This window comes from Pseudomonas sp. KSR10 (assembly GCF_022355455.1).
Classification (GTDB): domain Bacteria; phylum Pseudomonadota; class Gammaproteobacteria; order Pseudomonadales; family Pseudomonadaceae; genus Stutzerimonas; species Stutzerimonas stutzeri_E.
In genome coordinates, this window is the sequence record NZ_JAKOEN010000023.1 from 239072 (window position 1) to 264617 (window position 25546).

General features: G+C 58.2%; 25 protein-coding genes. 22 read left to right on the plus strand and 3 right to left on the minus strand.

Annotated elements, in window-relative coordinates:
* Window positions 1–89: 89 nt before the first annotated feature.
* The 17 genes from rfbF to fliT all read left to right on the plus strand — a co-directional run bounded on the left by rfbF (window position 90) and on the right by fliT (window position 19285).
* A complete protein-coding gene (gene rfbF, locus MCB86_RS20745) occupies window positions 90–860 on the plus strand; it encodes a glucose-1-phosphate cytidylyltransferase (RefSeq protein WP_239612039.1) in 771 nt (256 codons plus the stop codon).
* The gene (rfbG, locus tag MCB86_RS20750) at window positions 857–1933 is read left to right on the plus strand and encodes a CDP-glucose 4,6-dehydratase (protein WP_045161496.1); all 1077 of its coding nucleotides are present in this window, start codon (window positions 857–859) and stop codon (window positions 1931–1933) included. The genes rfbF and rfbG overlap by 4 nt, the downstream gene beginning before the upstream one ends.
* Complete coding sequence (gene rfbC, locus MCB86_RS20755; RefSeq protein WP_239612040.1) at window positions 1924–2481, plus strand: dTDP-4-dehydrorhamnose 3,5-epimerase; 558 nt, start codon at window positions 1924–1926, stop codon at window positions 2479–2481. The genes rfbG and rfbC overlap by 10 nt, the downstream gene beginning before the upstream one ends.
* A complete protein-coding gene (locus tag MCB86_RS20760) occupies window positions 2478–3701 on the plus strand; it encodes a class I SAM-dependent methyltransferase (RefSeq protein ID WP_239612041.1) in 1224 nt (407 codons plus the stop codon). The genes rfbC and MCB86_RS20760 overlap by 4 nt, the downstream gene beginning before the upstream one ends.
* Window positions 3698–4822, plus strand: a complete 1125-nt coding sequence (locus tag MCB86_RS20765; RefSeq protein WP_239612042.1) for a DegT/DnrJ/EryC1/StrS family aminotransferase — start codon at window positions 3698–3700, stop codon at window positions 4820–4822. Before MCB86_RS20760 ends, MCB86_RS20765 begins: the two co-directional genes overlap by 4 nt.
* Window positions 4819–5547 (plus strand): WbqC family protein, encoded by a 729-nt coding sequence (locus MCB86_RS20770; RefSeq protein ID WP_052679279.1) that lies wholly within the window; start codon window positions 4819–4821, stop codon window positions 5545–5547. Before MCB86_RS20765 ends, MCB86_RS20770 begins: the two co-directional genes overlap by 4 nt.
* Complete coding sequence (locus tag MCB86_RS20775) at window positions 5544–6269, plus strand: class I SAM-dependent methyltransferase (RefSeq protein ID WP_239612043.1); 726 nt, start codon at window positions 5544–5546, stop codon at window positions 6267–6269. Before MCB86_RS20770 ends, MCB86_RS20775 begins: the two co-directional genes overlap by 4 nt.
* A complete protein-coding gene (locus tag MCB86_RS20780) occupies window positions 6269–7144 on the plus strand; it encodes an NAD(P)-dependent oxidoreductase (RefSeq protein WP_239612044.1) in 876 nt (291 codons plus the stop codon). The genes MCB86_RS20775 and MCB86_RS20780 overlap by 1 nt, the downstream gene beginning before the upstream one ends.
* Window positions 7134–8120 carry an ATP-grasp domain-containing protein gene (locus MCB86_RS20785; RefSeq protein WP_239612045.1) on the plus strand — a complete coding sequence of 329 codons (987 nt, stop codon included), beginning with the start codon at window positions 7134–7136 and terminating at the stop codon, window positions 8118–8120. Before MCB86_RS20780 ends, MCB86_RS20785 begins: the two co-directional genes overlap by 11 nt.
* On the plus strand, window positions 8117–8824 hold the full coding sequence (locus tag MCB86_RS20790) for a metallophosphoesterase family protein (protein WP_239612046.1): 708 nt from the start codon (window positions 8117–8119) through the stop codon (window positions 8822–8824). The genes MCB86_RS20785 and MCB86_RS20790 overlap by 4 nt, the downstream gene beginning before the upstream one ends.
* Complete coding sequence (locus MCB86_RS20795; protein ID WP_045161503.1) at window positions 8821–9567, plus strand: cephalosporin hydroxylase family protein; 747 nt, start codon at window positions 8821–8823, stop codon at window positions 9565–9567. The genes MCB86_RS20790 and MCB86_RS20795 overlap by 4 nt, the downstream gene beginning before the upstream one ends.
* A 59-nt stretch (window positions 9568–9626) precedes the next feature.
* Window positions 9627–14810, plus strand: coding sequence for a glycosyltransferase (locus MCB86_RS20800; RefSeq protein ID WP_239612131.1), 5184 nt, complete (start codon window positions 9627–9629; stop codon window positions 14808–14810).
* Between the two features lie 505 nt (window positions 14811–15315).
* Window positions 15316–16479, plus strand: coding sequence for a flagellin (locus tag MCB86_RS20805; RefSeq protein WP_045161505.1), 1164 nt, complete (start codon window positions 15316–15318; stop codon window positions 16477–16479).
* 72 nt (window positions 16480–16551) lie between these two features.
* Entirely contained in the window at window positions 16552–16911 is a 360-nt protein-coding gene (locus MCB86_RS20810) for a flagellar protein FlaG (RefSeq protein WP_239612047.1), read from the plus strand.
* Window positions 16912–16976: 65 nt separating this feature from the next.
* Window positions 16977–18398 (plus strand): flagellar filament capping protein FliD, encoded by a 1422-nt coding sequence (gene fliD / locus MCB86_RS20815; RefSeq protein WP_239612048.1) that lies wholly within the window; start codon window positions 16977–16979, stop codon window positions 18396–18398.
* Between the two features lie 132 nt (window positions 18399–18530).
* Entirely contained in the window at window positions 18531–18917 is a 387-nt protein-coding gene (gene fliS / locus MCB86_RS20820; RefSeq protein ID WP_045161509.1) for a flagellar export chaperone FliS, read from the plus strand.
* 74 nt (window positions 18918–18991) lie between these two features.
* Window positions 18992–19285, plus strand: coding sequence for a flagellar protein FliT (gene fliT / locus MCB86_RS20825; protein WP_239612049.1), 294 nt, complete (start codon window positions 18992–18994; stop codon window positions 19283–19285).
* A 137-nt stretch (window positions 19286–19422) separates the two neighbouring features.
* On the opposite strand, the gene MCB86_RS20830 is transcribed toward fliT, so the two are convergent.
* Window positions 19423–19704 carry a pyrimidine/purine nucleoside phosphorylase gene (locus MCB86_RS20830; protein WP_239612050.1) on the minus strand — a complete coding sequence of 94 codons (282 nt, stop codon included), beginning with the start codon at window positions 19702–19704 and terminating at the stop codon, window positions 19423–19425.
* A 115-nt stretch (window positions 19705–19819) separates the two neighbouring features.
* The gene (locus tag MCB86_RS20835) at window positions 19820–20161 is read right to left on the minus strand and encodes a DMT family protein (protein ID WP_045161513.1); all 342 of its coding nucleotides are present in this window, start codon (window positions 20159–20161) and stop codon (window positions 19820–19822) included.
* A gap of 151 nt (window positions 20162–20312) precedes the next feature.
* Here MCB86_RS20835 and MCB86_RS20840 point away from each other — a divergent pair, with 151 nt between their 5' ends.
* Entirely contained in the window at window positions 20313–20564 is a 252-nt protein-coding gene (locus tag MCB86_RS20840; protein ID WP_080890569.1) for a YkgJ family cysteine cluster protein, read from the plus strand.
* 28 nt (window positions 20565–20592) lie between these two features.
* On the plus strand, window positions 20593–21210 hold the full coding sequence (locus MCB86_RS20845) for an START domain-containing protein (protein WP_239612132.1): 618 nt from the start codon (window positions 20593–20595) through the stop codon (window positions 21208–21210).
* Window positions 21211–21397: 187 nt separating this feature from the next.
* Here MCB86_RS20845 and gltA read toward each other — a convergent pair whose 3' ends face one another.
* The gene (gene gltA / locus MCB86_RS20850; protein ID WP_239612051.1) at window positions 21398–22669 is read right to left on the minus strand and encodes a citrate synthase; all 1272 of its coding nucleotides are present in this window, start codon (window positions 22667–22669) and stop codon (window positions 21398–21400) included.
* Between the two features lie 350 nt (window positions 22670–23019).
* Between gltA and sdhC the strand changes: the two genes are divergently transcribed.
* From sdhC to sdhA, 3 genes are read left to right on the plus strand one after another with little or no spacing between them, the layout of a single operon-like run.
* A complete protein-coding gene (gene sdhC, locus MCB86_RS20855) occupies window positions 23020–23406 on the plus strand; it encodes a succinate dehydrogenase, cytochrome b556 subunit (RefSeq protein WP_196298642.1) in 387 nt (128 codons plus the stop codon).
* Window positions 23400–23768: a succinate dehydrogenase, hydrophobic membrane anchor protein gene (gene sdhD, locus MCB86_RS20860; protein ID WP_045161516.1), complete on the plus strand. Its 369-nt coding sequence runs from the start codon at window positions 23400–23402 to the stop codon at window positions 23766–23768. The genes sdhC and sdhD overlap by 7 nt, the downstream gene beginning before the upstream one ends.
* Before the next feature lie 3 nt (window positions 23769–23771).
* A complete protein-coding gene (sdhA, locus tag MCB86_RS20865; RefSeq protein WP_045161517.1) occupies window positions 23772–25544 on the plus strand; it encodes a succinate dehydrogenase flavoprotein subunit in 1773 nt (590 codons plus the stop codon).
* The last annotated feature ends 2 nt before the right edge of the window (window positions 25545–25546 follow it).

A 25546-nucleotide genomic window follows, 5' to 3' on the forward strand; every position in this document is an offset into this window, starting at 1 on the left:
GGCCTGCTTATTGCTGAAGTCGGATACTGAAGAACAAAAATGTCGCTTAATTGACAGTTGGTTCAGCATCCGAAGTCGAGGGCGTTGCGATGAAGGCAGTTATTCTTGCTGGCGGATTGGGTACGCGCATCAGCGAAGAATCCCATCTCAGGCCCAAGCCGATGATCGAAATCGGCGGAAAGCCAATTCTTTGGCACATAATGAAGATCTATTCCCATCACGGCATCAGGGAATTCGTGATCTGCCTGGGTTACAAAGGTTATGTGATCAAGGAATATTTCGCTAATTACTTCCTGCATATGTCAGACGTGACGTTCGATATGTCGACCAACTCCATGGAAGTGCACCAACGCTACGTCGAGCCCTGGCGAGTTACTTTGGTCAACACTGGAGACGACACACTAACGGGAGGCCGGCTGCGCAGAGTACGCGAGCACCTGGGTGACGATCCGTTCTGCTTTACCTATGGCGACGGTGTTGCGGATATCGACGTTAGTGCACTCGTCGAGTTTCACAAATCCCATGGCAAGCCGGCCACGGTGACGGCGATCCAGCCACCTGGTCGTTACGGGGCGCTTGACATGGACGGAGACCGCGTCGGTGCCTTCCAAGAGAAACCCGCAGGCGACGGCTCCTGGATTAATGGAGGTTTTTTCATTCTCAACCCTTCGGTCATCGATTATATCGATGGCGACCAGAGCAGCTGGGAGGGCGGTCCGCTGATGCAGCTTGCGGATGAGTCAAAATTAATGGCGTTCCGTCACCGCGGGTTTTGGCAGGCGATGGACACGCTGAGGGATAAGAATCAACTGAACGACCTCTGGCTGAGCGGCAATGCGCCGTGGAAGGTTTGGCAATGAACCAATTCGCGGAGTGCTACCGGGGGCGCAAGGTATTGCTGACAGGGCATACCGGCTTCAAGGGTAGTTGGCTCGCAGCATGGTTGGTTGAGCTCGGCGCCGATGTGGTCGGTTTTTCACTGCCAAGCGACCCAAAGGAAAAAGTTAGCCATTGGGATGGGCTGGGGCTCCAGATACCCGACCTGCGCGGCGATATCCGCGATGCGGGCGAACTGCACCGTGTGATTGGGGCACATCGTCCGGAAATCGTATTCCATCTCGCCGCCCAGACGCTGGTGCGGCCGTCCTATCGGCAACCCCTGCAGGCTTGGACGAGTAACGTGCTGGGCACCGCCAATCTGCTAGAGGCCTGCCGACAAACGTCTAGCGTTGCCGCCGTGGTGGTCGTAACAACCGATAAGGTATACGCAAATCATGAATGGCCTTGGGGCTACCGTGAGCGCGACGAACTGGCCGGACATGACCCCTATAGCGCCTCTAAAGCGGCCGTCGAGCTTCTTTGCGCCAGCTATCGAAAGTCTTTCTGGAGCGAGATTGGCCCTCTGCTGGCAACGGCTCGGGCGGGAAACGTCATCGGTGGTGGTGACTGGGCGGAAGACCGTCTGATACCCGATCTAGTACGTGCAGTGCAGGCGGGGCAGACTCTGGAAATCCGTTCGCCCACTGCAACCCGGCCCTGGCAGCACGTGCTGGAGTGTCTTTCCGGCTACTTGCTGCTAGGGCAACGCCTACTAGAGGGCGACCGTACCTTCGCCGAGGCCTGGAACTTCGGCCCGTCGCCGGAGGCTAACCGCTCCGTGGCAGATGTTCTCCGCGCCTTGCAGAGGCACTGGCCGGCGGTGACCTGGCAGGTCTCACCTGGCGATGGCTTGCACGAAGCGCAGCTGCTCTATCTGGACAACGCTAAGTCGCGTGCGGGGCTACGCTGGGCTCCCGTATGGGAATTGTCGACTGCCCTCGAAGCTACCGCTGACTGGTACCGCCACTTCCATGAGCGCGGTGAGGTCTGCACTCGGGCGCAGTTGGGTTCGTTCAGTGAAGCGGCAAAAGCGGCAGGATGCGTATGGGCTTGATTCCGGTCGCGACGCCCATTGATGACCTGCTATGCGTCAAGTGCGATTCCCGACGTGACGAGCGCGGTTCCTTCACCCGTTTGTTTTGTGCTGAGGCGCTGGCTTCGCTGCTGGGCGAGCGTCGAATCGTGCAAGTCAATCAATCGGTCACTCGGCAGGTTGGTGCCCTCCGCGGTCTTCACTTTCAGCATTTTCCTCATGCCGAGATGAAGCTGGTGCGCTGTATCCGTGGCCAAGTGTGGGATGTGGTAGTGGACCTGCGCCGCAACTCTTCGACTTTTCTGTGCTGGCACGCAGAACGCCTGAGCGCCGAAAACCAGCGCATGCTGGTTATCCCGGAAGGCTGCGCTCACGGTTTTCAGGTGTTGGAGGAGGACAGCGAAATGCTCTATCTGCACACCGAGTTCTACCGGCCCGATGCTGAAGGCGGGGTGCGCCACGACGATCCGGCGCTGGCGATCGACTGGCCCCTGCCGGCGCGGGATCTGTCGGCGCGCGATCAGCAGCATCCCCTGATCACCTCAGATTTCATCGGGCTGGCACCATGAACTGCCGTCATTGCGAAGCGCGGCTGCGATATGCCTTCCTCGACCTGGGCCATGCACCACCGTCGAACGCTTATCTGACAGAGGCGGATATGAATCGGCCCGAGCGCTACTACCCGCTGCGCTTGTGGGTTTGCGAGCACTGCTGGCTGGTGCAGACCGAGGATTATGCCGAGGCCGGCGAGCTTTTCGACGCGGACTACGCTTATTTCTCGTCCACCTCCAGCAGCTGGCTCGCGCATGCCCGTGACTACGCCGAGCGCATGCGAAAGACGCTCGCGCTGGGGGCGGACAGCCTAGTGGTCGAGGTGGCTTCTAACGATGGCTACCTGCTACGCAATTTTGTCGAGGCCGGCGTGCCCTGCCTGGGCATCGAGCCGACCGCTAGCACCGCCGATGCTGCCCAGCGCCTGGGTGTTCCGGTGCTGCGTGAGTTCTTCGGGGAGTCGCTCGGCCGTCGGCTGGCCGGAGAGGGCAGGCAGGCCGATCTGCTGCTGGGCAACAATGTGTTCGCTCACGTGCCGGACATCAACGATTTTTCCCGCGGCCTCAAGGCTGCGCTCAAGCCCGGTGGTACCCTGACCCTGGAATTTCCGCACCTGCTGCGCCTGATCGAACGGGTGCAGTTCGATACCGTCTATCACGAGCATTTTTCTTACCTGTCGCTGTACAGCGTCCGACGTATTCTCGAAGCTGTTGGTCTGCGCATCTACGATGCCGAAGAGCTGACCACTCATGGCGGCAGCCTGCGCATCTTCGCGTGCCATGGAGATGACCCACGTTCTCGTGCGGCTGCGGTGGATGTCGTGTTGCAAGCGGAGGCCAATGCTGGTCTCCGCGAGTTGGCTGTCTACAGCGGATTCCAGGCCAGGGCGGACCGAGTGAAGAATGATCTGCTGAGCTTTCTGCTGGAGCAGAAGCGCGCGGGCCGGCGGGTTGCAGCCTATGGAGCTGCCGCCAAAGGCAACACCATCCTCAACTATGCTGGCATCAAGCCCGACCTGTTACCTTGCGTGTTCGATGCTGCACCGTCGAAGCAGGGCAAATATCTACCAGGCAGCCACGTGCCGATCCGATCTCCTCGGGATTTGGACGAGATACGTCCGGATCTGCTGCTCGTGCTGCCTTGGAACATCGCCGAAGAAGTGATGAAGCAGAACGAGCGAATCCGTGAATGGGGTGGCCGTTTCATCACTGCCGTTCCTCGTCTGGAGGTGAAATGAAGCCGCGCATCCAGTACACCCAACCGTCCATTTCCGAGCTGGAAGTGCGGTATGTGACCGATGCGACTCGTCACGGTTGGGGACCGCGCTGCTACGAGTACATCGAACGCTTCGAAGAAGCCTTCAAACAACACCTCGGGGTGAAATACGCCATCGCGACATCAAGCTGCACCGGTGCCCTTCACATGGGGCTGGCGGCGCTTGGCATTGGAGCAGGCGACGAAGTGATTCTCGCCGACACCAATTGGATTGCCTCTGTGGCACCAGCCGTGCACCTTGGGGCGACCCCGGTATTCGTCGATATTTGCCAGGACAGCTGGTGCCTGGACCCGGCGCAGGTAGAGGCAGCCATCACGCCTCGTACTCGAGCGATCATCGCTGTCCACCTGTACGGCAACCTCTGCGCTATGGATGAACTGCTGGCCATTGGCGAGCGGCATGGTGTTCCGGTGATCGAGGACGCGGCTGAAGCCATCGGCGCCGAGTGGCATGGACGACGTGCGGGCAGCATGGGCCGCTTCGGTGTGTTTTCCTTCCACGGCACCAAGACCATGACCACCGGTGAAGGTGGCATGTTTGTCACCAACGACAACGAGTTGTTCGAGTATGTCCTCGGCCTGTCCAACCACGGCCGGATAAAGGGGCAGACGCGCCAGTTCTGGCCCGACCTGCTGGGCTTCAAGTACAAGATTTCCAACCTGCAGGCCGCGCTCGGCTGTGCCCAGATCGAGCGTATCGGCGAGCTGATCGAGCGCAAGCAGGCCATCATGGCGGCCTATCGTGAGCGTCTGGGTGGCCTGCATGGCCTGCATCTGAATCCTGAACCCGAGGGAACGCGCATCGGCGCCTGGATGCCCACGGTGGTCTTCGATGCCGCACTCGGCATCACCCGGGAGCGATTGCTGGAGCGCTTCGCCGAGAACAATATCGATGCGCGGGTGTTCTTCTACCCGCTCTCTGCACTGCCGATGTTCCAAGGCCGCGTACCGGCTGCCGGTGGCCATTCCGCTAGCATCCCGGAGCGAGCCATCAATCTGCCAAGCTTTCACGACATGCGCGACTTGGATATTGACCGTGTCTGCGCTGTGGTCGAGGCGTTGCACGACGAGGCGGGACGGTGAGTACGGTGGTGATCTCTCAGCCCATGTATTTCCCTTGGGTTGGGATGTTCGAGCAGTGGCGGCTGGCCGATGACTTCGTGTTCTTCGACGACGTGCAATTCGCTCGCGGCTTTATCAACCGGGTGCAGTACAAGACCCCCAACGGCAGCGCCTGGCTGACCGTGCCTCTGCGCCAGCACAGCCGCGACGCGCGGATCTGCGATTTGGAATGTGTTGAAGACTCGGGGTGGCGCGACAAGCACTTGCGTACGCTGGCCTTGGCGCTGGCTGGCGCTCCGCATCTGCAGGATGCGCTCGGGCTGGCCGAATCGGTGCTGCTGCGCCGCGATCTGGGCTTCTGCGAGCTACTCATCGAAGGTATGCAGGTGGTAGCGGACTACTTCGGCCTGCTGCAAGGCAAACGACTGCATCGCTCCTCGCAACTGGCGGTGACGGGGCGCAAGAGCGATCTGATCCAGGGGCTGGTATCGCGCCTGGGCGGCGACCGCTACGTGACCGGCATGGGAGCCTTGAGCTATCTGAACCACGCAGCCATGGAGCAGGCTGGCATCAAGGTCTGCTACATGGATTACCGCAAGCGTGAGTACCCTCAGAAGTTTCCGCCGTTCACACCCTACGTCACCGTTCTCGATCTGGTGGCCAACTGCGGGAGAGACGGAAGGTTTTTCATCGATTCGGATGTGACCCATTGGCGCCAGGCGCTGGCAGCAAGGGATCAGGTATGAACAAGCTGAACGAAGTGACTTCGCAGTACAAACCCGGGGCGGCAACCTCTCTGGAGAACGAGTTGATCCTCAACTGGTATCCGCCGCGCATCCTGCGCCGTCTCGAAGGGGCATCGCCGAGTTCGCTACTGGAATTGGGACTGGGGCACGGCTACACCACCGCGTTGTTCAACCGCCATTTCCAACGTCATGTAGTGCTCGAGGGGTCGTCGGTCGTGATCGATCTGTTTCGGGACAACTATCCGGGACTGAACATCGAGCTGGTGGAAGGCTATTTCGAGCACTTCGATAGCAGCGAGCAGTTCGATGTGCTGTTGATGGGCTTCATCCTCGAGCACGTGGACGATCCCAGTCTTATCCTGCATCGCTTCCGTGACAATCTGCGTCCTGGTGGTCGGCTCTACGTGGCTGTGCCCAACGCCAAGTCGCTGAACCGTCGTCTGGGGTTGGCCATGGGCAAAATAGGCGACATCTACGAACTCAACGCCAATGACCATGCGTTGGGTCATCAGCGCCAGTTCTGTCGCGACACACTTAAGGCGCTGCTGCAGGCGGAGGGCTATGAAGTCACCTGGGAGGAAGGTATCTACCTCAAGCCGCTGCCGCTTGGTTACATGCAGCCCATGCCTGAGTTCGAGGAAAATTTGCTAGCCATGTGCGAGGTAGGGGTAGACTTTCCTGACCTCTGCGTCGGCCTTCTGATGGAAGTACAGGTGGTCTGATGCCGCGTGCATTAGTGGTGGGCCCAAGCTCAATGCTCGGCAGTAGGCTGAGTGAGCATTTGCGTACGCGGGGCTGGCAGGTCATCGGCGCGGGGCGCTCGGGCGACTGCGAGATACCGCTGGAATTGGATAGCGAAGCCCTGCGCACCGATTTTCCGCATATCAAGGTGGATGTGCTGTTCCACTGCGCGGCGGCCTTCGGTGATGACTCGCCGCACGGCGCGTGGCTGAACGACCGCGTCAATGTGCTCGGTGCCCATCAGGTATTGGCCCTGGCGCGTGCGGTCGGATGCCGGCGGGTGGTGTACGCCGGGAGTACTTCGTCGGCGCGGCGCGAGGGTACGACCTTTGCCAGCAGCTATGGCGCGTCAAAGGCACGCGCGGAAGCAATATTGGCGTGGGGGCTGGAGCAGAGCGGTCAGGATTTCATTAGCCTGCGCTTTGCCCAGCTATACGATGAGCGGGGCGAATGCGTTCGGCATCAACGCTGGTTCGGACGCATCGTCAGCCACGCTCGCAGCGGCCGTATTTTGCGTCTGCCTCCGGGCGACGCGCCACGCAATTTCGTTCACGTGCAAGACGCAGCCGCTTTGATGGTTGCCGCCAGCGAGGCGCACATACTTGGCGTTCTGCATGTCTGCCACCCCATGGGCGAGACCTATCTGGAAATCGCCCGCCAGGCCTACGCCGTTTTCGACGAAGGCGGAGGGATTGAGATCGCTCAGGAGAAGACGCCCTTCTGGCCGGCCTACTTCCCTCCGGCATCACCTGAATTGGCGGCGCTGGGCTTGGTTTTCACGCCGATGACGGATGGCCTGCGTGGCATCCGAGACGGTGGCCATGCTGCGTGCTTCGAGGTGTTCGATGTCGCCTGAGGCCGCTACGGTGCGAGTGCTGGTGACGGGCGTAGGCGCGATCATCGGTCAGGGTGTAGCCAAGTCGCTGCGTCAACTGCCGGGCGTTCGAATCATCGGTCTTGACCGCGATCCGCAAGCCTTCGGGCGTCACGCCTGCGACGCATTCCATTTCAAACCGGCGATGACGGAGACGGACGCGGCCTACGACCGTTTTCTGCTGCAATTGCTGGAGCGGGAAGCGATCGACTTGGTACTCCCTTGCATCGAGCAGGACGTCTTTTACTTCGACACTCGTCGTGAGCTTTTCAATGCTGCGGGAGTGGCCGTGGCACTTAACGACAGTCGCCTGATCAACCTGGCGCGGGACAAGTGGAGCCTGCACCTGGCGTTGTTGGAGGCCGGTCTTCCGACGATTCCTACCAGCCTTTCGACCGACTGGGCACAGGTACTGGCGCAGCTCGGCCCAGCGCCGCTTCTGTGCAAACCGCGCCGGGGGTCGGGTGGCCGTGGTCAGGCGTTGGTGGAGGACGAGGAAGACCTGCGTTATCAGGCGCGTAAGCAGGGCGACAATTTCATGCTACAGCGGGTGATCGGCAGCGACGACGAGGAATATACAGTCGGCCTGTTCGGCTACGGTGACGGCCAGTCCAGCCGCCCAGCCATCCTCCAGCGAACCTTAGGCCCGGGTGGCGCCACCTGGCGTGCCCGGAGCATCGACGGCGATGAGTTGATCGAGAGCGCCTGCGAGGCGCTGACCGCACATTTTCAGCCGGTGGGTCCGACCAACTACCAGTTCCGCAAGGCCGATGGCCGTGCCTGGCTGCTGGAGATCAATCCACGCCTGTCAGCTTCGGTATCGCTGCGTGCGGCGCTCGGCTTCAACGAGGCGGCCATGAGCATTGACTATTTTTGCCGAGGGCAGCGCCCGGTATCCGCCAACTGGCATACGGCGCTTTGCAGCCGCTATATCGAGGACCACATCGAGTACCTATGATCGCAGTGATATCGGATGTTCATGGCAATTTCCCGGCCCTATGCGCGGTACTGGCGGCGGCGGATCGACTCGGCTGTTCGCGAGTGATATCCCTGGGCGACGTGACCGGCTACTACGCCGAGCCGGACAAATGCATTGATCTACTGGCGGAGCGCGGCGCCGTACAGCTGCTCGGCAACCACGATAGCTACTTGGTGGAAGGCACAGGCTGTCCTCGCTCGCGGCTGGTGTCATCGCTGCTGGAACATCAGGCTCGGGTGGTACGCCGGGACCAGGTCGAAATGCTGGCTGGCTTGAGCTCTCAGTACGAGGAGGGCGACGCTTGCTTCGTGCACGGCGGTTGGGAAGACCCTCGCGACCAGTATCTCTATCGCGTTTCCCCGGACAAGCTGAGTGGCCCGTGGCGCTACTACTTTTCGGGGCATACCCATGTTCAGGTGCTGGCTTCGCTGGGCGAGAAAATCTATTGCAACCCCGGTTCTGTTGGCCAGCCGCGCGATGGCGACCCTCGTGCTGCCTTCGCCCTGTTCGACGGCACGAGCATCGTCCTGCAACGGGTGGCCTACGATATCGACGAGACGGCTGCTGCGATGCGCAGTGCCGGCTACGACGAGCCGCGGCTATGGGAAAACCTCTACATCGGCGCCCAGATCGGTGGGCGCATCGACAAGATCGAAATCATCGAGCGAGAGCACACAAAGTGAGCGCAAACGACGAGTTCCAAGCGGAAGTGCAACGCAATATCGAGGCCGCCGGCCAGGACCAGGGACTCAAGGAACGTTCTCTGGACTGGATGCTGGAGGCGGGCGGCAAGTATCGCTACTCCTACAACTTCAGCTGGCTGGGCCGGCCAATCATTCAGTATCCGCAGGACATCGTAGCCATGCAGGAGCTGGTGTGGACCGTTCAGCCGGAGCTGATCGTCGAGACTGGTATCGCCCATGGCGGTTCGCTGATCCTGTTCGCCTCGCTGCTGGAACTCAACGCGGCCTGCGGTGGCCCGCAGAATGCCAGAGTGCTGGGTATCGACATCGATATTCGCCAGCACAACCGCGAAGCCATAGAGGCACATCCCATGTCACGGCGCATCGACATGATTCAGGGTTCGAGTATTGCCTCCGAAGTGGTTGAGCACGTGCGCCAGACTGCTCAGGGCAAGCGGGTGCTGGTGTCGCTGGACAGCAACCACACCCACGATCATGTGCTGGCCGAGTTGAAGGCCTATGCGCCGCTGGTATCGCCGGGCAGCTACTGCGTGGTGTTCGACACCGTGGTGGAGGACACGCCTGACGAGTTGCAGGCCGAACGACCTTGGGGCAAGGGCAACAGTCCGAAGTCGGCGGTACGCGAATATCTGCATGCTCATCCAGAGTTTCAGGTGGACGCGCGCATGGACAGCAAGTTGCTGATCAGCGTGGCGCCGGAAGGCTACCTGAAGCGGGTCTGACAAGAATTACGGGTCCCCGGCCTAGCCGGGGCGTGAAGAATCAGGATGTGGGGGTGTGCATGCACAAGTTTGAAAACAGGATAGTGGTCAGTGTCCCGGTGTACAACGAGGGGGCCTACGTCCTGGAAACACTTGAGTCGCTCGCTGCCCAAACTCACTCCGACTTCCTGGTGCTGGTGGCCGACAATGCCTCCACCGATCGAACGGGTGACATTTGCCGGGAGTTCTGCACGCGCGACTCTCGCTTCCACTACGTGCGCCACGAACGCAACGTCGGTGCCTCCGCCAACTTCCGCTACTGCTTCGAACACACTACGTCTGAGTTCTTCATGTGGCTCGGGGGGCACGACGTGCTGGCTCCCGAATTCCTCGCCGAAGCCTATGCACGGATGCAAGACGATGATCGGATAAGCCTGGTCTACAGCCGGACCCAGTGGATTGACGACACCGGTAGGGTGCTCGGCCAGACCAACGGCGGCAACTACATATTCGCCGAGCCGTTGGCGCCCCACGAGCGCTATCTCAAGTTATTGCACGCACTGGATCGTTGCGAGGCGGTCAACCAGCTAATCCGTCGCTCCTTCATTGATCTGGATTTTCGCCCGGTGGTGAGCGCCGATCTGGCCTTCCTCTGTCACTTGGCCGCTCATGGGCCCTTCGCCCGCATCGAAAAGCCGCTATATATTCGCCGGGAGATCCGCAAGCGCGACACGACGGCGATGGAGCGCATGACCGGTAGCAAGAGCGCCGCTCACTACCATCAGCTTGCTGAGCTATTTGTGCACAGCATCACCACGCACCGAGCCATCGCCTCAGAGCAAAAACTGGAGCTGATCGGGCAGGTGCTGAATTGGCTGAACAAGCGCTTCCAGCTATTCAGCGAAACGGCGCCGGCTCCGCAGACAATGGCTCCGGCGCCTCGGGCTGTCGCGGAGACGGCGACCTCGCCCGTGCCATTCTTCAGCGTTGTCATGCCCATGTACAACCGCGAGTGCTACGTGAAAGAAGCGATCGAATCGGTGCTGGCGCAGGGCGATCCGGACTTTGAGCTAATCGTCGTCGACGATGGATCCACTGACCGTTCGTTGGATATCGTAGGCGAGATCGACGATCCGCGACTGCGGCTGTTGCGCAACCAGCACGGCGGCGGCGCGGCGGCGCGCAACACGGGCATCGATGCTGCGCGCGGCGAGTTCATCGTCTGGATTGACAGCGACGATCGGCAAGCGCCGGGCGCACTGGCCGCGCTGCGCAGGACCATACAGGCCTGCCCGGACGCCGATGTCTATTACGGCGACTTGGAGATATTCGACGACACCCGTCCAGATAAGCTGTGGCGTACCGAATATCCAGATTTCTATGGCGAGGCGCTGTTGCCACGGTTGATCCGTGGCAACTGCCTGCCCAACCCTGGCACGGCTGTGCGTCGGTCGCTATACCAACGCTACGGTGGCTACGATGTCGCCTTCGTCCGTTGCCATGATTTCCACATGTGGACTCGACTTGCCGATAGTGCCCGCTTCAAGAAGGTCGACAACATCGTCTGCCACTGGCGTCAGCACGGTGAAAGTCTTTCCAGTGCCAAGACCCGTGCTTTCGAAGCCAAGGTCGCGCAGGACATGGTTGAGCGTTACTCCCCCAGCCGACTGTTCCCTGACCTGAGTGACGATTCGCAGGGGCAGGGTGCGGCTCTATGGCGGGTTTCGCATATCCACCAGGAACTGGGCGAGCCGGCGCAGGCGTTGCGTGCCGCCTATCGTGCGCAGGCGCTGGGCGTCGGTGATCAAGACCGGATTAGGGAACTTGAACGCCTGTCCGGCAGCCGCTATGAACCGTTCTTCAGCGTCGTGCTGACGACCTTCAATCGCCCGCAACTTCTGTTGGATGCGCTAGCAAGCCTTGAAAAGCAGCAGTTCCGCGATTTTGAAGCGATTCTGGTCAACGATCATGGTGAGGAAGTGGAGCCGTTGCTGGCGCGCTTCCCTTATTGCATCACCTATATTCGCCAAGGCCGGAATCGAGGGCCGGCCGCCGCACGAAACGCAGCGCATCGCGTGGCTCGCGGACGATATGTTGTGTATCTGGATGACGACGACATCTTCCTGCCGGATCATCTACAGACTCTGGCTGACGCACTGCAGGAGCACCCGGGCGAGGTGGTGTACAGCGATGCGTTGTTCGTGGCTGAAAGAATCGAAAACGGTGTGCGCCACAGCCTTCAGGAGGAGCGACGGTATCCGCATGACAGCTATTCGCGCGAGCGCTTGTTCGTTGACAACTATATACCGGTTAACACGTTTGCCTGGCCACGTGCAGTGGCCGCCGAGGTCGGCGAATTTGACGAGACGCTATCGGGCCTGGAGGACTGGGATTTCCTGCTGCGATTGGCGATAAAGCTACCTTTCCACCATGTGCAGCGAGAAACGGTACAGGTGCGCATGCGCGTCGGTGACGCCGCGCCCGATCGTCGCTCCCTGCACGCTTTTAAAGATTACCCAGCGCTGTACCGTGAACTGTATTCGCGGCATTCGGATTTGGACGATGCCAGCATCAAAAGCCAGCGTGCCGCCAAATTAACGCAGCTCGGACAGATGTCCAGCGGGAGTCCAGGGGATATTGTTCGGACATGGCTCGCGGCGCGTCTGCCGAATCCTTTGCAGCAACGATTGATCGAAGAGCACCTCGAGGACAATCAGGGTGGACCACGCATCGGTGTTCTGGTGCTTGATCTACAGGGCCACGTTGAGTCTGTCACGCAGACGCTAGCCAGCCTGCGGGACGATCAACAAGGGTATCGGCACATCGAAGCAAAAGTGCTGACCGTCGGTGATTTCGGCGGTGATGCGCTTTCTGGCGACGTGCCCATCCAGGTAACCCTGGAAAACTACGTAACGGCGCTTAACCAGGCCGCGGCGCAGCTGGATTGTGAGTGGTGCTTGCTAGTGCAAGCCGGAGAGCGTTTTACAGCAAGCGGTCTGCTGATCGCTGCACTTGATCTTGTCGCAGCGCCAGACTGCCGTGCGATATATACCGACGAGATTCAAGTTGCTCCTAACGGTGAGCTGCTGCCTATCTTGCGACCAGATTTCAACCTCGATTTGCTATTGAGCTTTCCGGCCAGCATGGGGCGGCACTGGTTGTTTCGGCGTGACGTATTCACAGCTGCTGGCGGGTTCGATCGCTCCTATCCAGGTGCGCTCGAATTCGAGTTGGTGTTGCGCCTTATCGAACAAGGTGGCCTGGCTGGGCTTGGGCATGTGTCCGAGCCACTGTTGATGACGCCTGTGCTGCAACTGGAACATAGCGACGACGAAGTGAGGGCCATCAGAAAACATTTGGGAACCAGAGGATACGCGCAGGCCGAGATCGTACCGTTTCTGCCAGGACGTTATCGGTTGCAATATGGGCATGCCACGGCACCAGGCGTCTCGATCGTTATTCCGGCTTTTGCGCCTCTGGCCGCGTTTCAGCGGTGCATGGAAAGCATCCTGGAAATGACGCGGGATGTCCCTTATGAGCTGTTGCTTGTTCCTAGAAAGGAGCAGGGCGATGAGATGGTCACTTGGCTGAATGGCTTGAAGGCTATGGGCGAAGCCAACGTGCGTGTGCTGGACGAATGCGCGGCCAAAGGGTTACGGGCATCGCAAAACTACGCGGCTCAGGAAGCACGAGGGGACTATCTGCTTTTCATCACCGCGGATACGGCGGTCGTGATGGAGGATTGGCTCACCTCAATGCTGAATCATGCTCAACGGCCGGAAGTAGGCGCCGTGGGCGTCAAGATGGTCAGCTCGGCTGGGGCAATTCAGCACGCCGGTATCGTGCTTGGTCTGCAGGGGCCCGCTTGCTCTCCGTTCATAGGCGAGAAGTTGGATGCTTCGGGTTACATGAATCGCCTTGAAGTCGACCAGAACTACAGCGCGGTCAGTGGCGCGTGCTTGATGATTGCTCGCGAGAAGTTCCTGGAACTTGGTGGGTTGGACGAGTCGGGTGAGGCGGAAAACTGGGCTGACCTCGACCTTTGCTTAAAGGCCCAACAGGCCGGCTATCTCAATGTCTGGACTCCGCACGTCAGCGTAATGAAAGATCGCGCGGATGAGCCGTTGAGTACGGTTGAACAGGATCGCCTGTATAGCCGCTGGCTACCCGTTCTGGCACGCGACCCGGCGTACAACCGAAATCTGTCGTTGGTCAAGCCCGGTGGTTTCAAGCTTGCCGATAACGCAATCTCCTGGCGTCCTATGTCTTCTTGGAAGCCATTGCCGAACATATTGGTTCACCCTGGAGACATGTTCGGTTGCGGGCACTACCGGATGATTTATCCCTTCCAGGCGATGCAGTCCAGCGGACTGGCTGAAGGCGCAGTGTCGGTCGGTCTGATGCACCCCACGGATCTGGAGCGATACGAGCCGGATGCGATTATTCTGCAACGGCAGATCGGAGCAGATCGTCTGGAGGCGATGCGTAGGATTCAGGCCTTTTCGCGAGCGTTCAAGGTTTATGAGCTCGACGATTATCTACCGAACCTTCCAGTTAAGAGTGTTCATCGAACACAAATGCCGAAGGATATTGTCCGGTCTCTTCGCCAAGGGCTTGGTTTCGTTGATCGCTTCGTCGTTTCCACTGAGCCGTTAGCCGATGCGTTCAGGGGCTTCCACTCCGATATCCTGGTAATGCCGAATCGTTTGCCAGCCGAAGTCTGGGGAGGGCTCGAGCGTAAGCGGCTTCCTCGCGGCCGCATGAGGGTCGGCTGGGCAGGGGGATCCAGCCACACCGGTGATTTGGGGATAATCGCCGATGTCGTCAAAGAGCTTGCAGGTGAGGTTGACTGGATTTTCTTTGGCATGTGCCCTGAGTCACTTCAGCCTTATGTCAAGGAATGGCACCGGGGCGTAAGCATCGAGCATTACGCGCGAACGCTGGCGTCGTTGGATCTGGATCTGGCTATCGCACCGTTGGAACACAATGCATTCAACGTTTGCAAGAGCAACCTGAAACTCCTGGAGTATGGTGCCTGTGGTTATCCGGTGGTGTGTACCGACATAGAACCGTATCGTGGCGCTATGCCCGTGACGCGAGTCAGGAATCGATTCTCTGAATGGGTAGACGCCATCCGCGGTCACATGGCCGAGCGCGAGGCTACCGAACGTCTAGGTGATGAGCTTCGTACGTTGGTTTATCGTGATTGGCTGCTAACCGGCGATCCGGTGGATCAGTGGCTCGCGGCCTGGACGGGACGCTAACCTCGAGTTCGCATCGTGTTAAAAGGTGATCTTGCGATCTGAGCCTAGCCTTCTGAGCCCCTGTGGGCTTTGTTGGCTGGGCGAAACCCAGCGAGTACAAGGGTGACCTCAAGAGTTCTGACCGGGCATAGCTCTTTTCTTATAGTTGCTATAAAGCAAATCCCGTCATTACTAAGCTGAGCTGCGAACAAGTCACCTTGGACCCCATCCCGATACAAACCAGGCGTTCGCCTTCCTTCCGTAGCAATCCGCGGCAGTAAATTCTCCAGCTTTAAAGTACTTCGCCCTTTGGTCGATATAGATTCCGTTCGGCTCGGTTACCGGTCGTACAAGACTCTTGAGTCGGCACGCATGGGCAGCTTCAAAAAAAAAGTGAGCAGCCGCTAAAGGTCCCAGACGAAGCGCCGATACAAGAGATGAATGCGAACTCTCTGGTTGCCTGAGCATTGCAGGCTAGGGTCGCAACCCAGGCAATACAAGCTAGGTCCGATGGAGGACAAACATCATGGCTTTGACAGTAAACACCAACGTTGCTTCCCTGAATACTCAGCGCAACCTGAACAACTCGTCCAACTCGCTGGCTACTTCTATGCAGCGTCTGTCGACGGGCAGCCGGATCAACAGTGCAAAAGATGACGCCGCCGGCCTGCAAATCGCGAACCGTCTGACCAGCCAGGTGAATGGTCTGGGTGTTGCTGTGAAGAACTCCAACGACGGCATCTCGATGGCTCAAACAGCCGAAGGTGCCCTTCAGCAGTCCACAAACCTGCTGCAGCGTATGCGTGATCTGGCTCTGCAATCTGCAAACGGATCCAACAGTGACTCCGAGCGCAAGGCACTGAACTCGGAAGTGAGTGAGCTGAAAAAAGAACTGGATCGTATTTCGAACACCACCACCTTCGGTGGTAAGAAATTGCTGGATGGCAGCTTCAAGACCACCACCTTCCAGGTGGGTAGCGCGGCTAACGAAACCATTAGCGTCAAGATTGACGAAATGAGCACCGACTCTCTCAAAGGTAAGTCCTTTGAAGGGTCTGTTGCTGCCGCAGCCGGAACCGCGAGCGCTTCGGGTACCGTTACTGTGAGTGGAACCGTTAACGGTGAAGACTTCACCGTGACTACCACCATCGCGAGTGGTACTTCAGCCGCCGATGCAACTCAGCAAATCGCGACCGCGATCAACGATGCGAACGTGGGCTTGGGCGCCTTTGTAACTGAAGGTGGAGATACCAAGATCATCTCCTCGCTAGATACTGATGGTTCGGCGAACGCGCTCACCGCTTTGTCTGTAAGTGCGCTGCCTACGGGTCTGACAGCTGGTGCGGCTTATACTGCAGCTACATCGGCAACAGAAACCAAAGTATCGGCGATTGATGTAAGCACGGTGCAGGGATCTCAAGAGGCTGTGATGGTGATCGACCAGGCCATTCGAGATATCGATTCGCAACGTGCTGACCTTGGTGCTGTTCAGAACCGATTCGAGAACACTATCGGTAACCTGCAGAACATCGCTGAGAACGTCTCTGCCGCCCGCGGTCGTATCCAGGACACGGACTTCGCCGCGGAAACCGCTAACCTGAGCAAGAACCAGATTCTGCAACAGGCCGGTACCGCGATTCTCGCGCAGGCCAAGCAGCTGCCACAGGCAGTCCTGAGTCTGCTGCAGTAACACGCGGCTCTGATATGGCGTAAGGATGGGGAAGTGCTTGCACTTCCCCATCGATTCATTTCGAGGTGAATCATGGACGTCGCAAAAGCAACCTGGATTGGACCCGCGTTGAACCCGCTCAGTACGGCACCCAGACTCTCCAAGGAGCCTGGGTTTTCGTCGTCTGATCGGCAAGAGGTAGCAGCACCTAGCGATGACCAAGCTGCCCAGCCGACGGCTGTGGGCGAGGCGGTGGAGAAATTGCTTGCACAAATGCAAAGTGCCCAACGCGATTTAAGTTTCAGTATTGATGATTCAACAGGCGACCTGGTCGTTCGAGTGGTCGATGGCGAGTCGGGAACGGTAGTTCGGCAAATCCCTTCCGAAGAGATCCTTCGGTTAGCCGAACGGCTTGACGAGATGCGCAGCCTACTATTTGAGACCAAGGCGTGAGCGGCACGTTTATTGAATGATATGCGGATCGCACTGTAACGATGGTTTTTTGACGAGGTAAGGCTATGGCAGGCATAACGGGTCTAGGCGGTTCCGGTCTCGATATCGATAGCGTGGTGGCCAGCATGGTTGCGGCGGAGCGTGCGCCGAAGGATGCGCAACTCAGCAGGCTTGAGGCCAAAACCACGACGCGGATTACGGCGATCGGCACGCTGAAAAGTGCCATAAGCGAGTTTCAGACTGCCTTGGGTAAGCTTGGCAAGCCCGATGTTTTTCAGGCCAGAGCTGCAACCTCTTCTAATACTGATCTCGTTGCGGTAACGGCAGGCGTATCCGCTGGTGCCAGCAGCTATAAGGTTGAAGTCAGCAAGCTTGCGGCTGGAAGCAAGGTAGCGCTTCAGGCAATAGTTGATGATCCGAAATCGCCGGTAACCTTGGGTAGCGGGACTCTCACTGTCAGCGTCGGTAATGTTGCGCTGCCTGCTATCACGGTGGCTGAGGGCAACAACACACTGGCGGGGATCCGGGATGCAATTAACAAAGCCGGCGCTGAGAAGGGCCTGAGCGCGACCATAGTGACCGACAGTTCTGGTTCACGTTTGGTGCTCAATAGCTCGACTACAGGTGCAGGCGAGGACATCACGGTCGCTGTCACAGGCGAAAGCGGCGATTTGTCCAAACTCGCATTTGCTGGGGGAACAGCAGCGCCGGGTAACGATGGTTCGGCGGGTGTGATCACGAAAGCCAGCAACGCCGAGCTCACAATCGATGGGCTGAATGTCAGCAGCAAGACCAACAAAGTCGGGACGGCCATCGAAGGTGTGACGTTGGAGTTGAAAGGCCTTACGGAGGCCGACAAGCCGATCACGGTCGGTGTGAGTTTGGATAAGGCTGGAGTGACGAAGCAGATCCAGAGCTTCGTCGATGCATATAACAAGCTCATAGGCGTTGTTAATGCCCAAACCAAGGTTACTCCGGTAGGTGACGGTAAAACCCCGGTAACCGGCGCGCTGGTTGGAGATGCGACTGCTCGCAATTTGCTCAATACCATTCGCAGCGAGTTGGCAAAAGTGGACGGGGCGAATGGAATCCGTGCGCTTAGCGATATCGGTATTACCACCCAGAGAGACGGCACGCTCAAAGTGGATAGCGAAAAGCTGACCAAGGTCATGGACAATAGCTTCGAGGGGCTGTCTGCATTGTTTGCTGGCGAGAGCGGCTTAGCAACTCGTCTTGATAACAGGCTCAAGCCGTACACTGAAACTGGCGGTATTCTTGAGCAGCGCAATAAGGTAATGACCGAAACCATCTCTGGTATTGACAAGCAGAAGGAGGATTTGAACCGTCGTATCACCTCGCTGCAGGAGCGTCTCTACAAGCAATTCAACGCAATGGATCTACTTGTTGGCCAATTAGGCAACACCTCCAACAGCTTGCTCGCGTCGTTGGAGAACTTGCCCTGGGCAGCCAGCAACTCTAAAAAGTAGCGTTTCGTGAAACTGAAAAGCCGCCTTGCCCAGGCGGCTTTCTTCGTTAAAAAGCTCGTCCAGCCATAAAGTTCGCCCGCGCTCGTCCGATACATTGGATATACGAACTGATGTGGCAAGGGGCTCATCCAAATGAATGCTATGGCAGCAATGAAGCAGTATCAGCAGGTCGGCGTTAAGGTTCAGGTCAACGAGGCTGATCCGCACCGTTTGATCCAGATGCTGATGCAGGGTGGCCTGGACCGTATTGCGCAGGCGAAAGGCGCCATGGAACGTGATGCGTTCGCGGAAAAGGGTGTGCTGGTTGGCAAGGCCATCAACATCATTGGTGGTTTGCGCGATGCGCTTGATAAGAGCGTCGGCGGCGAGCTGGCGGAGAATCTGGACCGCCTTTATGAGTACATGACGATGCGTCTGTTCGAGGCGAGCCGGCATAACGATATCGACAAGCTGAACGAAGTGGGCAGGTTGCTGGGCGAAATCAAGCTGGCCTGGGATCAAATCGCACCACGGCCATAATCCGACCTGTCCGACGCACTGTTTACTTTGCGCTACATTTACGCCTTACCCATTCGCTTTCTTCGAGGATGCACATGCAGTCACGCAAACAGGCATTCGCTACGCTGACTGACAAGCTGCGCGGCGCGCTGGAGGCGACCGATTGGGAAGCGGTAACGATATTGGACCTGGAGTGCCGCGCTCTGGTAGCGGCACTGCGCGACGAAGATGCTTCCGATGCCGGTCTGCATGAGCAACTCGTACAACTGTCGCGCTTGTATGACTGTCTTCAGCAGTCCGGCAACGCGGAGCGCTCGCGTGTGGCTGGGGAGTTGACACGCTTAAATCAGTCCAGGCAGGTCAATCAAGCCTACAAGGCGCTGGATTGAGCCTCTCTCAGACCGAGAGACTTCCTGCAAATTTCGATGAAAACGCTCCGCGATATTTCACGGAGGCCATCCACCCTAGGGTACCTAAGGTGGACTCCATGTAACGAGCGTGTGTTTTTCGCGCCTGGTCTTGCCGTTTAGCGGTACTCGCACAGATAAGCCGTATCCGCTGCCACCTTCAGCTGAAACTTGCTGTTGGCTGGCACGGTGAATTGGCTGCCCGCCCCGAAGGTTTGATAGCTTTCGCTGCCAGGGAGCTTTACGTCCAGGCTGCCGGCCACTACATGCATGATTTCCAATTGTTTGGTGCCGAACTCGTAATCGCCCGCGGCCATGACGCCGATGGTGGCTGGGCCTGCCGCCATATCAAAGGCAATGGATTTGACTGTGCCGTCGAAGTACTCGTTGACCTTGAACATTCGAAACCTCTTGAAGGTGCGGAAAGGGCGGCCAGTATGCCGAAGCGCTGTGGTGGCGTCATCAGGTCTCGGCGGCCGGCTGAAGGCTGATGACGTTGTGTTTTGCGAGTCGCGCTCATGATCGGAAAATGAAATATACCGCCCCAAGCAAGCACAGCCCGGCCCATAGGTAATCGAGTTTCAGCGGCTGTTGCATGTACAGCACGCTGAACGGAACGAAGATGGCGAGGGTGATCACTTCCTGCATGATCTTCAACTGGCCGATCGACAGTTCGGTGTAGCCGATGCGATTGGCCGGCACCATGATCAGATACTCGAACAGGGCGATCCCCCAACTGATCAGCGCAGCGATCAGCCAGGGTTTGCCGTTGAGTGTCTTCAAATGCCCGTACCAGGCGAAGGTCATGAAGAGGTTCGAAGCGCAGAGCAGGGCAGCGGTCTGAAGCCAGATGGGCATGAAGGATTCTCGGAAGGACGACGACGGATCCTATTTGGCCGCCGCACGGTCCCGCAAGTATCTGTTAAGCGCCTCGTGTCCTGGTACTAGTGTCTTTTATTCAGGCAGCCATTATTATCGCCGCCCCGTTTTTTCATTTCGGGTGATTGGAATGAATTGCCGCCCCGGTTGTGGTGCCTGTTGCATCGCTCCCTCTATCAGCTCACCGGTACCTGGCATGCCGTCCGGTAAGCCAGCTGGAGAACGCTGTTTACATCTCTCCGAATCGAATCGGTGCGAGCTGTTTGGTCTTCCTTCACGGCCTGCGGTATGTGCCGCTTTCCAGGCTGACCCTAGTGTTTGTGGCGATAATCGGGAGGATGCGATTCGGCTGCTTGGCTGGCTGGAACAGGTCACTGCCTGATATATCGGAGCGCTTAGACATTCTGGAAATGGGAAGCCTGTGTATGAGGGCGTTTGTTCGTTGGCTGGCGATGGGGTTGGTCTGTGCTTCGATAGCTCATGCGGAGGGGAAATGGCGCCTGGCTCAGGACAAGGATGGAGTTCAGGTGTATTTGAAGCCGGTCTCGGGCTCTGCCTATAAAGCGTATCGTGGCGTTACGACAATCCAATCCGACCTCGGTACGTTGCGTGCTCTGCAGGAAGATGTGGTCGACGCCTGCGCCTGGATCCATCAGTGCATGAAGCAGGAACTGTTGCAGATCAAGGGAGCTAACGCTTGGAGCTATATCCAGTTCAGCTCGCCATGGCCTGTAGCGCCTCGCGACTTAGTGGTGAAGGTTACGAGTAGAGAACTTGAGGGGGGTGCGCTTCGGCGGGAGCTGAATGGCGTTCCAGATTATGTGACGGAGAATGAAGGCTTCGTCAGAGTCACCAAGGTCGAAGGCTTTTGGCTGTTCGAGCCGATGGGCGAGGGTGGAGTGCGGGTCACCTATCAGATGCACACGGAGCCGGGTGGCAGTGTGCCGTCATGGCTAGCAAACAAGTTTGTCGTCGAGGCGCCGTACAACACACTGCGGGATCTGCGCAAACGAGCAGAATATCGTTAAGGGAGGATCTTGATGTCGTCCGCGGCTACGAAGCAAGCCGCTGTGCTACGTCGAGCGGAAAATAGGAAGCTATTTGCACCTCCGAACAAGCCGCGCGCGAAAGCAAAGGTATAAAAAGAAACCCCGCCTATTGAGCGGGGTTTCTTTAGCAGCAAGTGCAGCTTGCTATTATCGTTTCCCAGGCGGCTCAGCGAGGCAGGTCGCGCTGCGGGTGGCCGGTGTAAAGCTGGCGCGGGCGACCAATTTTCTGGCCCATCGCGATCATTTCCTTCCAGTGCGAGATCCAGCCAACGGTACGCGCCAGGGCGAAGATCACGGTAAACATGCTGGTCGGGATGCCGATGGCCTTGAGGATGATGCCTGAATAGAAGTCCACGTTCGGATACAGGTTGCGCTCGGCGAAGTAGGGATCGTTCAGCGCGATCTCTTCCAGCTTCATCGCCAGCTCGAGCTGCGGATCGTTGATGCCCAGCTCACCCAGTACTTCGTCGCAGGTCTGCTTCATGACCTTGGCGCGCGGATCGAAGTTTTTGTATACGCGGTGACCGAAGCCCATCAGCTTGAACGGATCGTTCTTGTCCTTGGCTTTGGCCAGGAACTTCTCGATATTCGACACGTCGCCAATCTCGTCCAGCATGGTGAGAACGGCTTCGTTAGCCCCGCCGTGTGCCGGCCCCCAAAGCGCTGCAATACCTGCAGCAATACAGGCGAATGGGTTGGCGCCAGTGGAGCCTGCCAGGCGAACGGTGGAAGTGGAGGCATTCTGCTCGTGATCTGCATGCAGAATGAAGATGCGATCCATTGCTTTGGCCAGAACCGGGCTGATCGGTTTCACTTCACAAGGTGTGTTGAACATCATGTGAAGGAAGTTTTCCGCGTAGTTCAGGTCATTGCGCGGATACATCATCGGCTGGCCCATGGAGTACTTGTAAACCATGGCGGCCAGGGTCGGCATCTTGGCGACCAGGCGTACTGCGGAAATTTCGCGGTGATGCGGGTCGTTGATGTCCAGGGAATCGTGGTAGAAGGCCGAGAGCGCGCCAACAACGCCGCACATGATGGCCATCGGATGCGCATCGCGACGGAAACCGTTGAGGAAGGACTTGAGCTGCTCGTGAACCATCGTGTGGTTCTTGATGGTGCTGATGAACCTCGCCTTTTCCTCGGCGGTGGGCAGTTCACCATTTAGCAGGAGGTAGCAGGTCTCGAGATAATCCGTCTTGTCGGCCAGTTGTTCGATTGGGTAGCCGCGATGCAGCAGAATGCCTTGGTCACCATCGATATAGGTGATTTTGGACTCGCAAGAGGCGGTGGACATGAAGCCGGGATCGAAGGTAAAGCGACCCGTGGAGGTCAGGCCTCGTACATCGATTACGTCAGGCCCTACGGTGCCGGTTAAAACGGGCAGTTCGATGGCGTCTGCGCCTTCGATGATCAACTGCGCTTTGTTGTCAGCCATGTATGGCCTCCTGTTTTATGCTTGGAATCATCATGGCCCCCCACGCAGGGCCCGCATCACTATAGTGAGATAAATCTCAAAGTCAATTTGCGCGGGCCGCCTGCAGCAGAGGGGTTTTACGGGTGAATTCGCAACACAGAAGAGCCTATTTACGGCATTTATAATTCGACGCGCCATCCGCCTTTAGTGGCACTTCACCACATTGTCATTAGCGACCTAACTGTTTATACTCGGCGACCGACCGGCAGGGGCCTAACAGGCAGTTTCCTGTGGGTTGTCACTCGTGGGTGGCGGGTACCGCTGCGTACTCTTCCCAACAACTTTGCCCTGCGTGTTAGGGGCTCTCAAGTGTGAAAAAAGCCGTGAAAAGCCAACGACCTGTAAACCTAGATCTTAGGACAATAAAACTCCCGATCACTGCTTACACCTCAATCCTTCACCGCATCTCTGGTGTGATTCTGTTTGTGGGTGTGGCCATTCTGCTGCTTGCGCTGGATACCTCGCTTTCTTCTGCCGAAGGCTTCGAAGAGGTGAAGGCGTATCTCGGTAGCCCATTGGCCAAACTGGTGATTTGGGTGCTGCTATCTGCGTTGCTGTATCACCTGGTGGCCGGTGTACGTCATCTGGTCATGGATACCGGGCATGGTGAGACGCTGGAAGGCGGCAAGCTGGGCTCGAAAATCGTTCTGGCCGTTTCGGCGGTGCTGATCGTGCTGGCGGGAGTGTGGATATGGTAACCAACGTCACGAACTTTTCGCGTTCGGGCCTGTATGACTGGATGGCTCAGCGTGTTTCTGCAGTTGTTCTCGCGGCTTATTTTCTGTTCCTGATCGGGTATCTGATCGCGAATCCAGGGCTGGAATATTCCCAGTGGCAGGGGCTCTTCTCGGCCAGTTGGATGCGCATCTTCAGTCTCCTGGCGCTGGTCGCCCTGAGTGTGCATGCATGGGTTGGTATGTGGACTATCTCCACTGACTACCTGACCAACATGGCAATCGGTAAGTGGGCTACCGGTGTGCGTTTCCTCTTCCAGGCCGTGTGTGGCATCGCCATGTTCACGTTCTTCGTCTGGGGTGTGCAGATTCTTTGGGGTATCTGATCCATGGCTAGCATTCGTACTCTTTCTTATGACGCCATCATTATTGGTGGCGGCGGCGCGGGTATGCGCGCTGCGCTGCAGTTGGCCCAGGGTGGCCATAAAACTGCGGTGGTGACCAAGGTTTTCCCGACTCGTTCGCACACCGTATCCGCCCAGGGCGGCATCACCTGTGCCATCGCTTCGGCTGACCCAAACGACGATTGGCGCTGGCACATGTACGATACCGTCAAAGGCTCCGATTACATCGGTGACCAGGACGCTATCGAATACATGTGTTCCGTCGGTCCGGAGGCCGTGTTTGAGCTCGAGCACATGGGCCTGCCGTTTTCCCGTACCGAGCAAGGCCGCATCTATCAGCGTCCGTTCGGTGGTCAGTCCAAGGACTATGGCAAGGGCGGGCAGGCCGCTCGTACCTGTGCAGCTGCTGACCGTACCGGCCATGCGCTGCTGCATACCCTTTACCAGGCCAACCTGAAGGCGGGCACGTCCTTCCTCAACGAATGGTATGGCGTGGATCTGGTGAAGAACCAGGATGGGGCCATCGTTGGCATCATCGCTATCTGCATCGAAAACGGCGAAACGGTCTATATCCGCTCCAAGGCTGTGGTTCTGGCTACCGGTGGTGCGGGCCGCATCTATGCGTCGACCACCAACGCCCTGATCAATACCGGTGACGGTGTCGGCATGGCGCTGCGTGCGGGCGTGCCGGTTCAGGACATCGAGATGTGGCAGTTCCACCCGACCGGTATCGCCGGCGCTGGCGTACTGGTGACCGAAGGTTGCCGCGGCGAGGGTGGCTACCTGATCAACAAGCATGGCGAGCGCTTCATGGAGCGTTACGCGCCGAACGCGAAAGACCTGGCGGGTCGTGACGTGGTCGCGCGTTCCATGGTCAAGGAGATCCTGGCTGGCAATGGCTGTGGTCCGGATGGCGACCACGTGATGCTGAAGCTTGATCACCTGGGCGAGGAAGTGCTGCACAGCCGTCTGCCAGGCATCTGCGAACTGTCGAAGACCTTCGCGCACGTCGATCCGGTCACTGCTCCGGTGCCTGTGGTTCCGACCTGTCACTACATGATGGGTGGTGTCGCCACCAACATTCATGGCCAGGCGATCACCCAGGATGCCAACGGCAACGACAAAATCATCGACGGCCTGTTTGCGGTAGGCGAAGTGGCTTGCGTATCCGTGCATGGCGCCAACCGTCTCGGCGGCAACTCGCTGCTGGATCTGGTCGTGTTCGGTCGTGCGGCCGGTCTGCATCTGGAGAAGGCGCTGAAGGAAGGTATCGAGCTTCGCGGTGCTACCGACACCGATCTGGACGTTGCCCTGAACCGCCTGTCCAGTCTGAACGAGCGGACTACTGGCGAAGATGTCGCTTCGTTGCGCAAAGAACTGCAGAACTGCATGCAGAACTACTTCGGTGTGTTCCGTACTGGCGAATACATGCAGAAGGGTATCGCTCAGCTTGCCGATCTGCGTCAGCGCATCGCTACCGTCAAGATTTCTGACAAGAGCCAGGCCTTCAATACCGCGCGTATTGAAGCACTGGAGCTACAGAACTTGCTTGAGGTGGCTGAAGCGACTGCCATCGCAGCAGAAAATCGCAAAGAGTCCCGCGGCGCGCATGCCCGTGAGGATTTCGAAGAGCGTGATGACGAGAACTGGCTGTGCCACACCCTGTACTTCCCAGGTGAAAAGCGTGTAGCCAAGCGGGCCGTGAACTTCTCTCCGAAGACAGTTCCGACTTTCGAACCCAAGGTCCGGACTTACTGAGG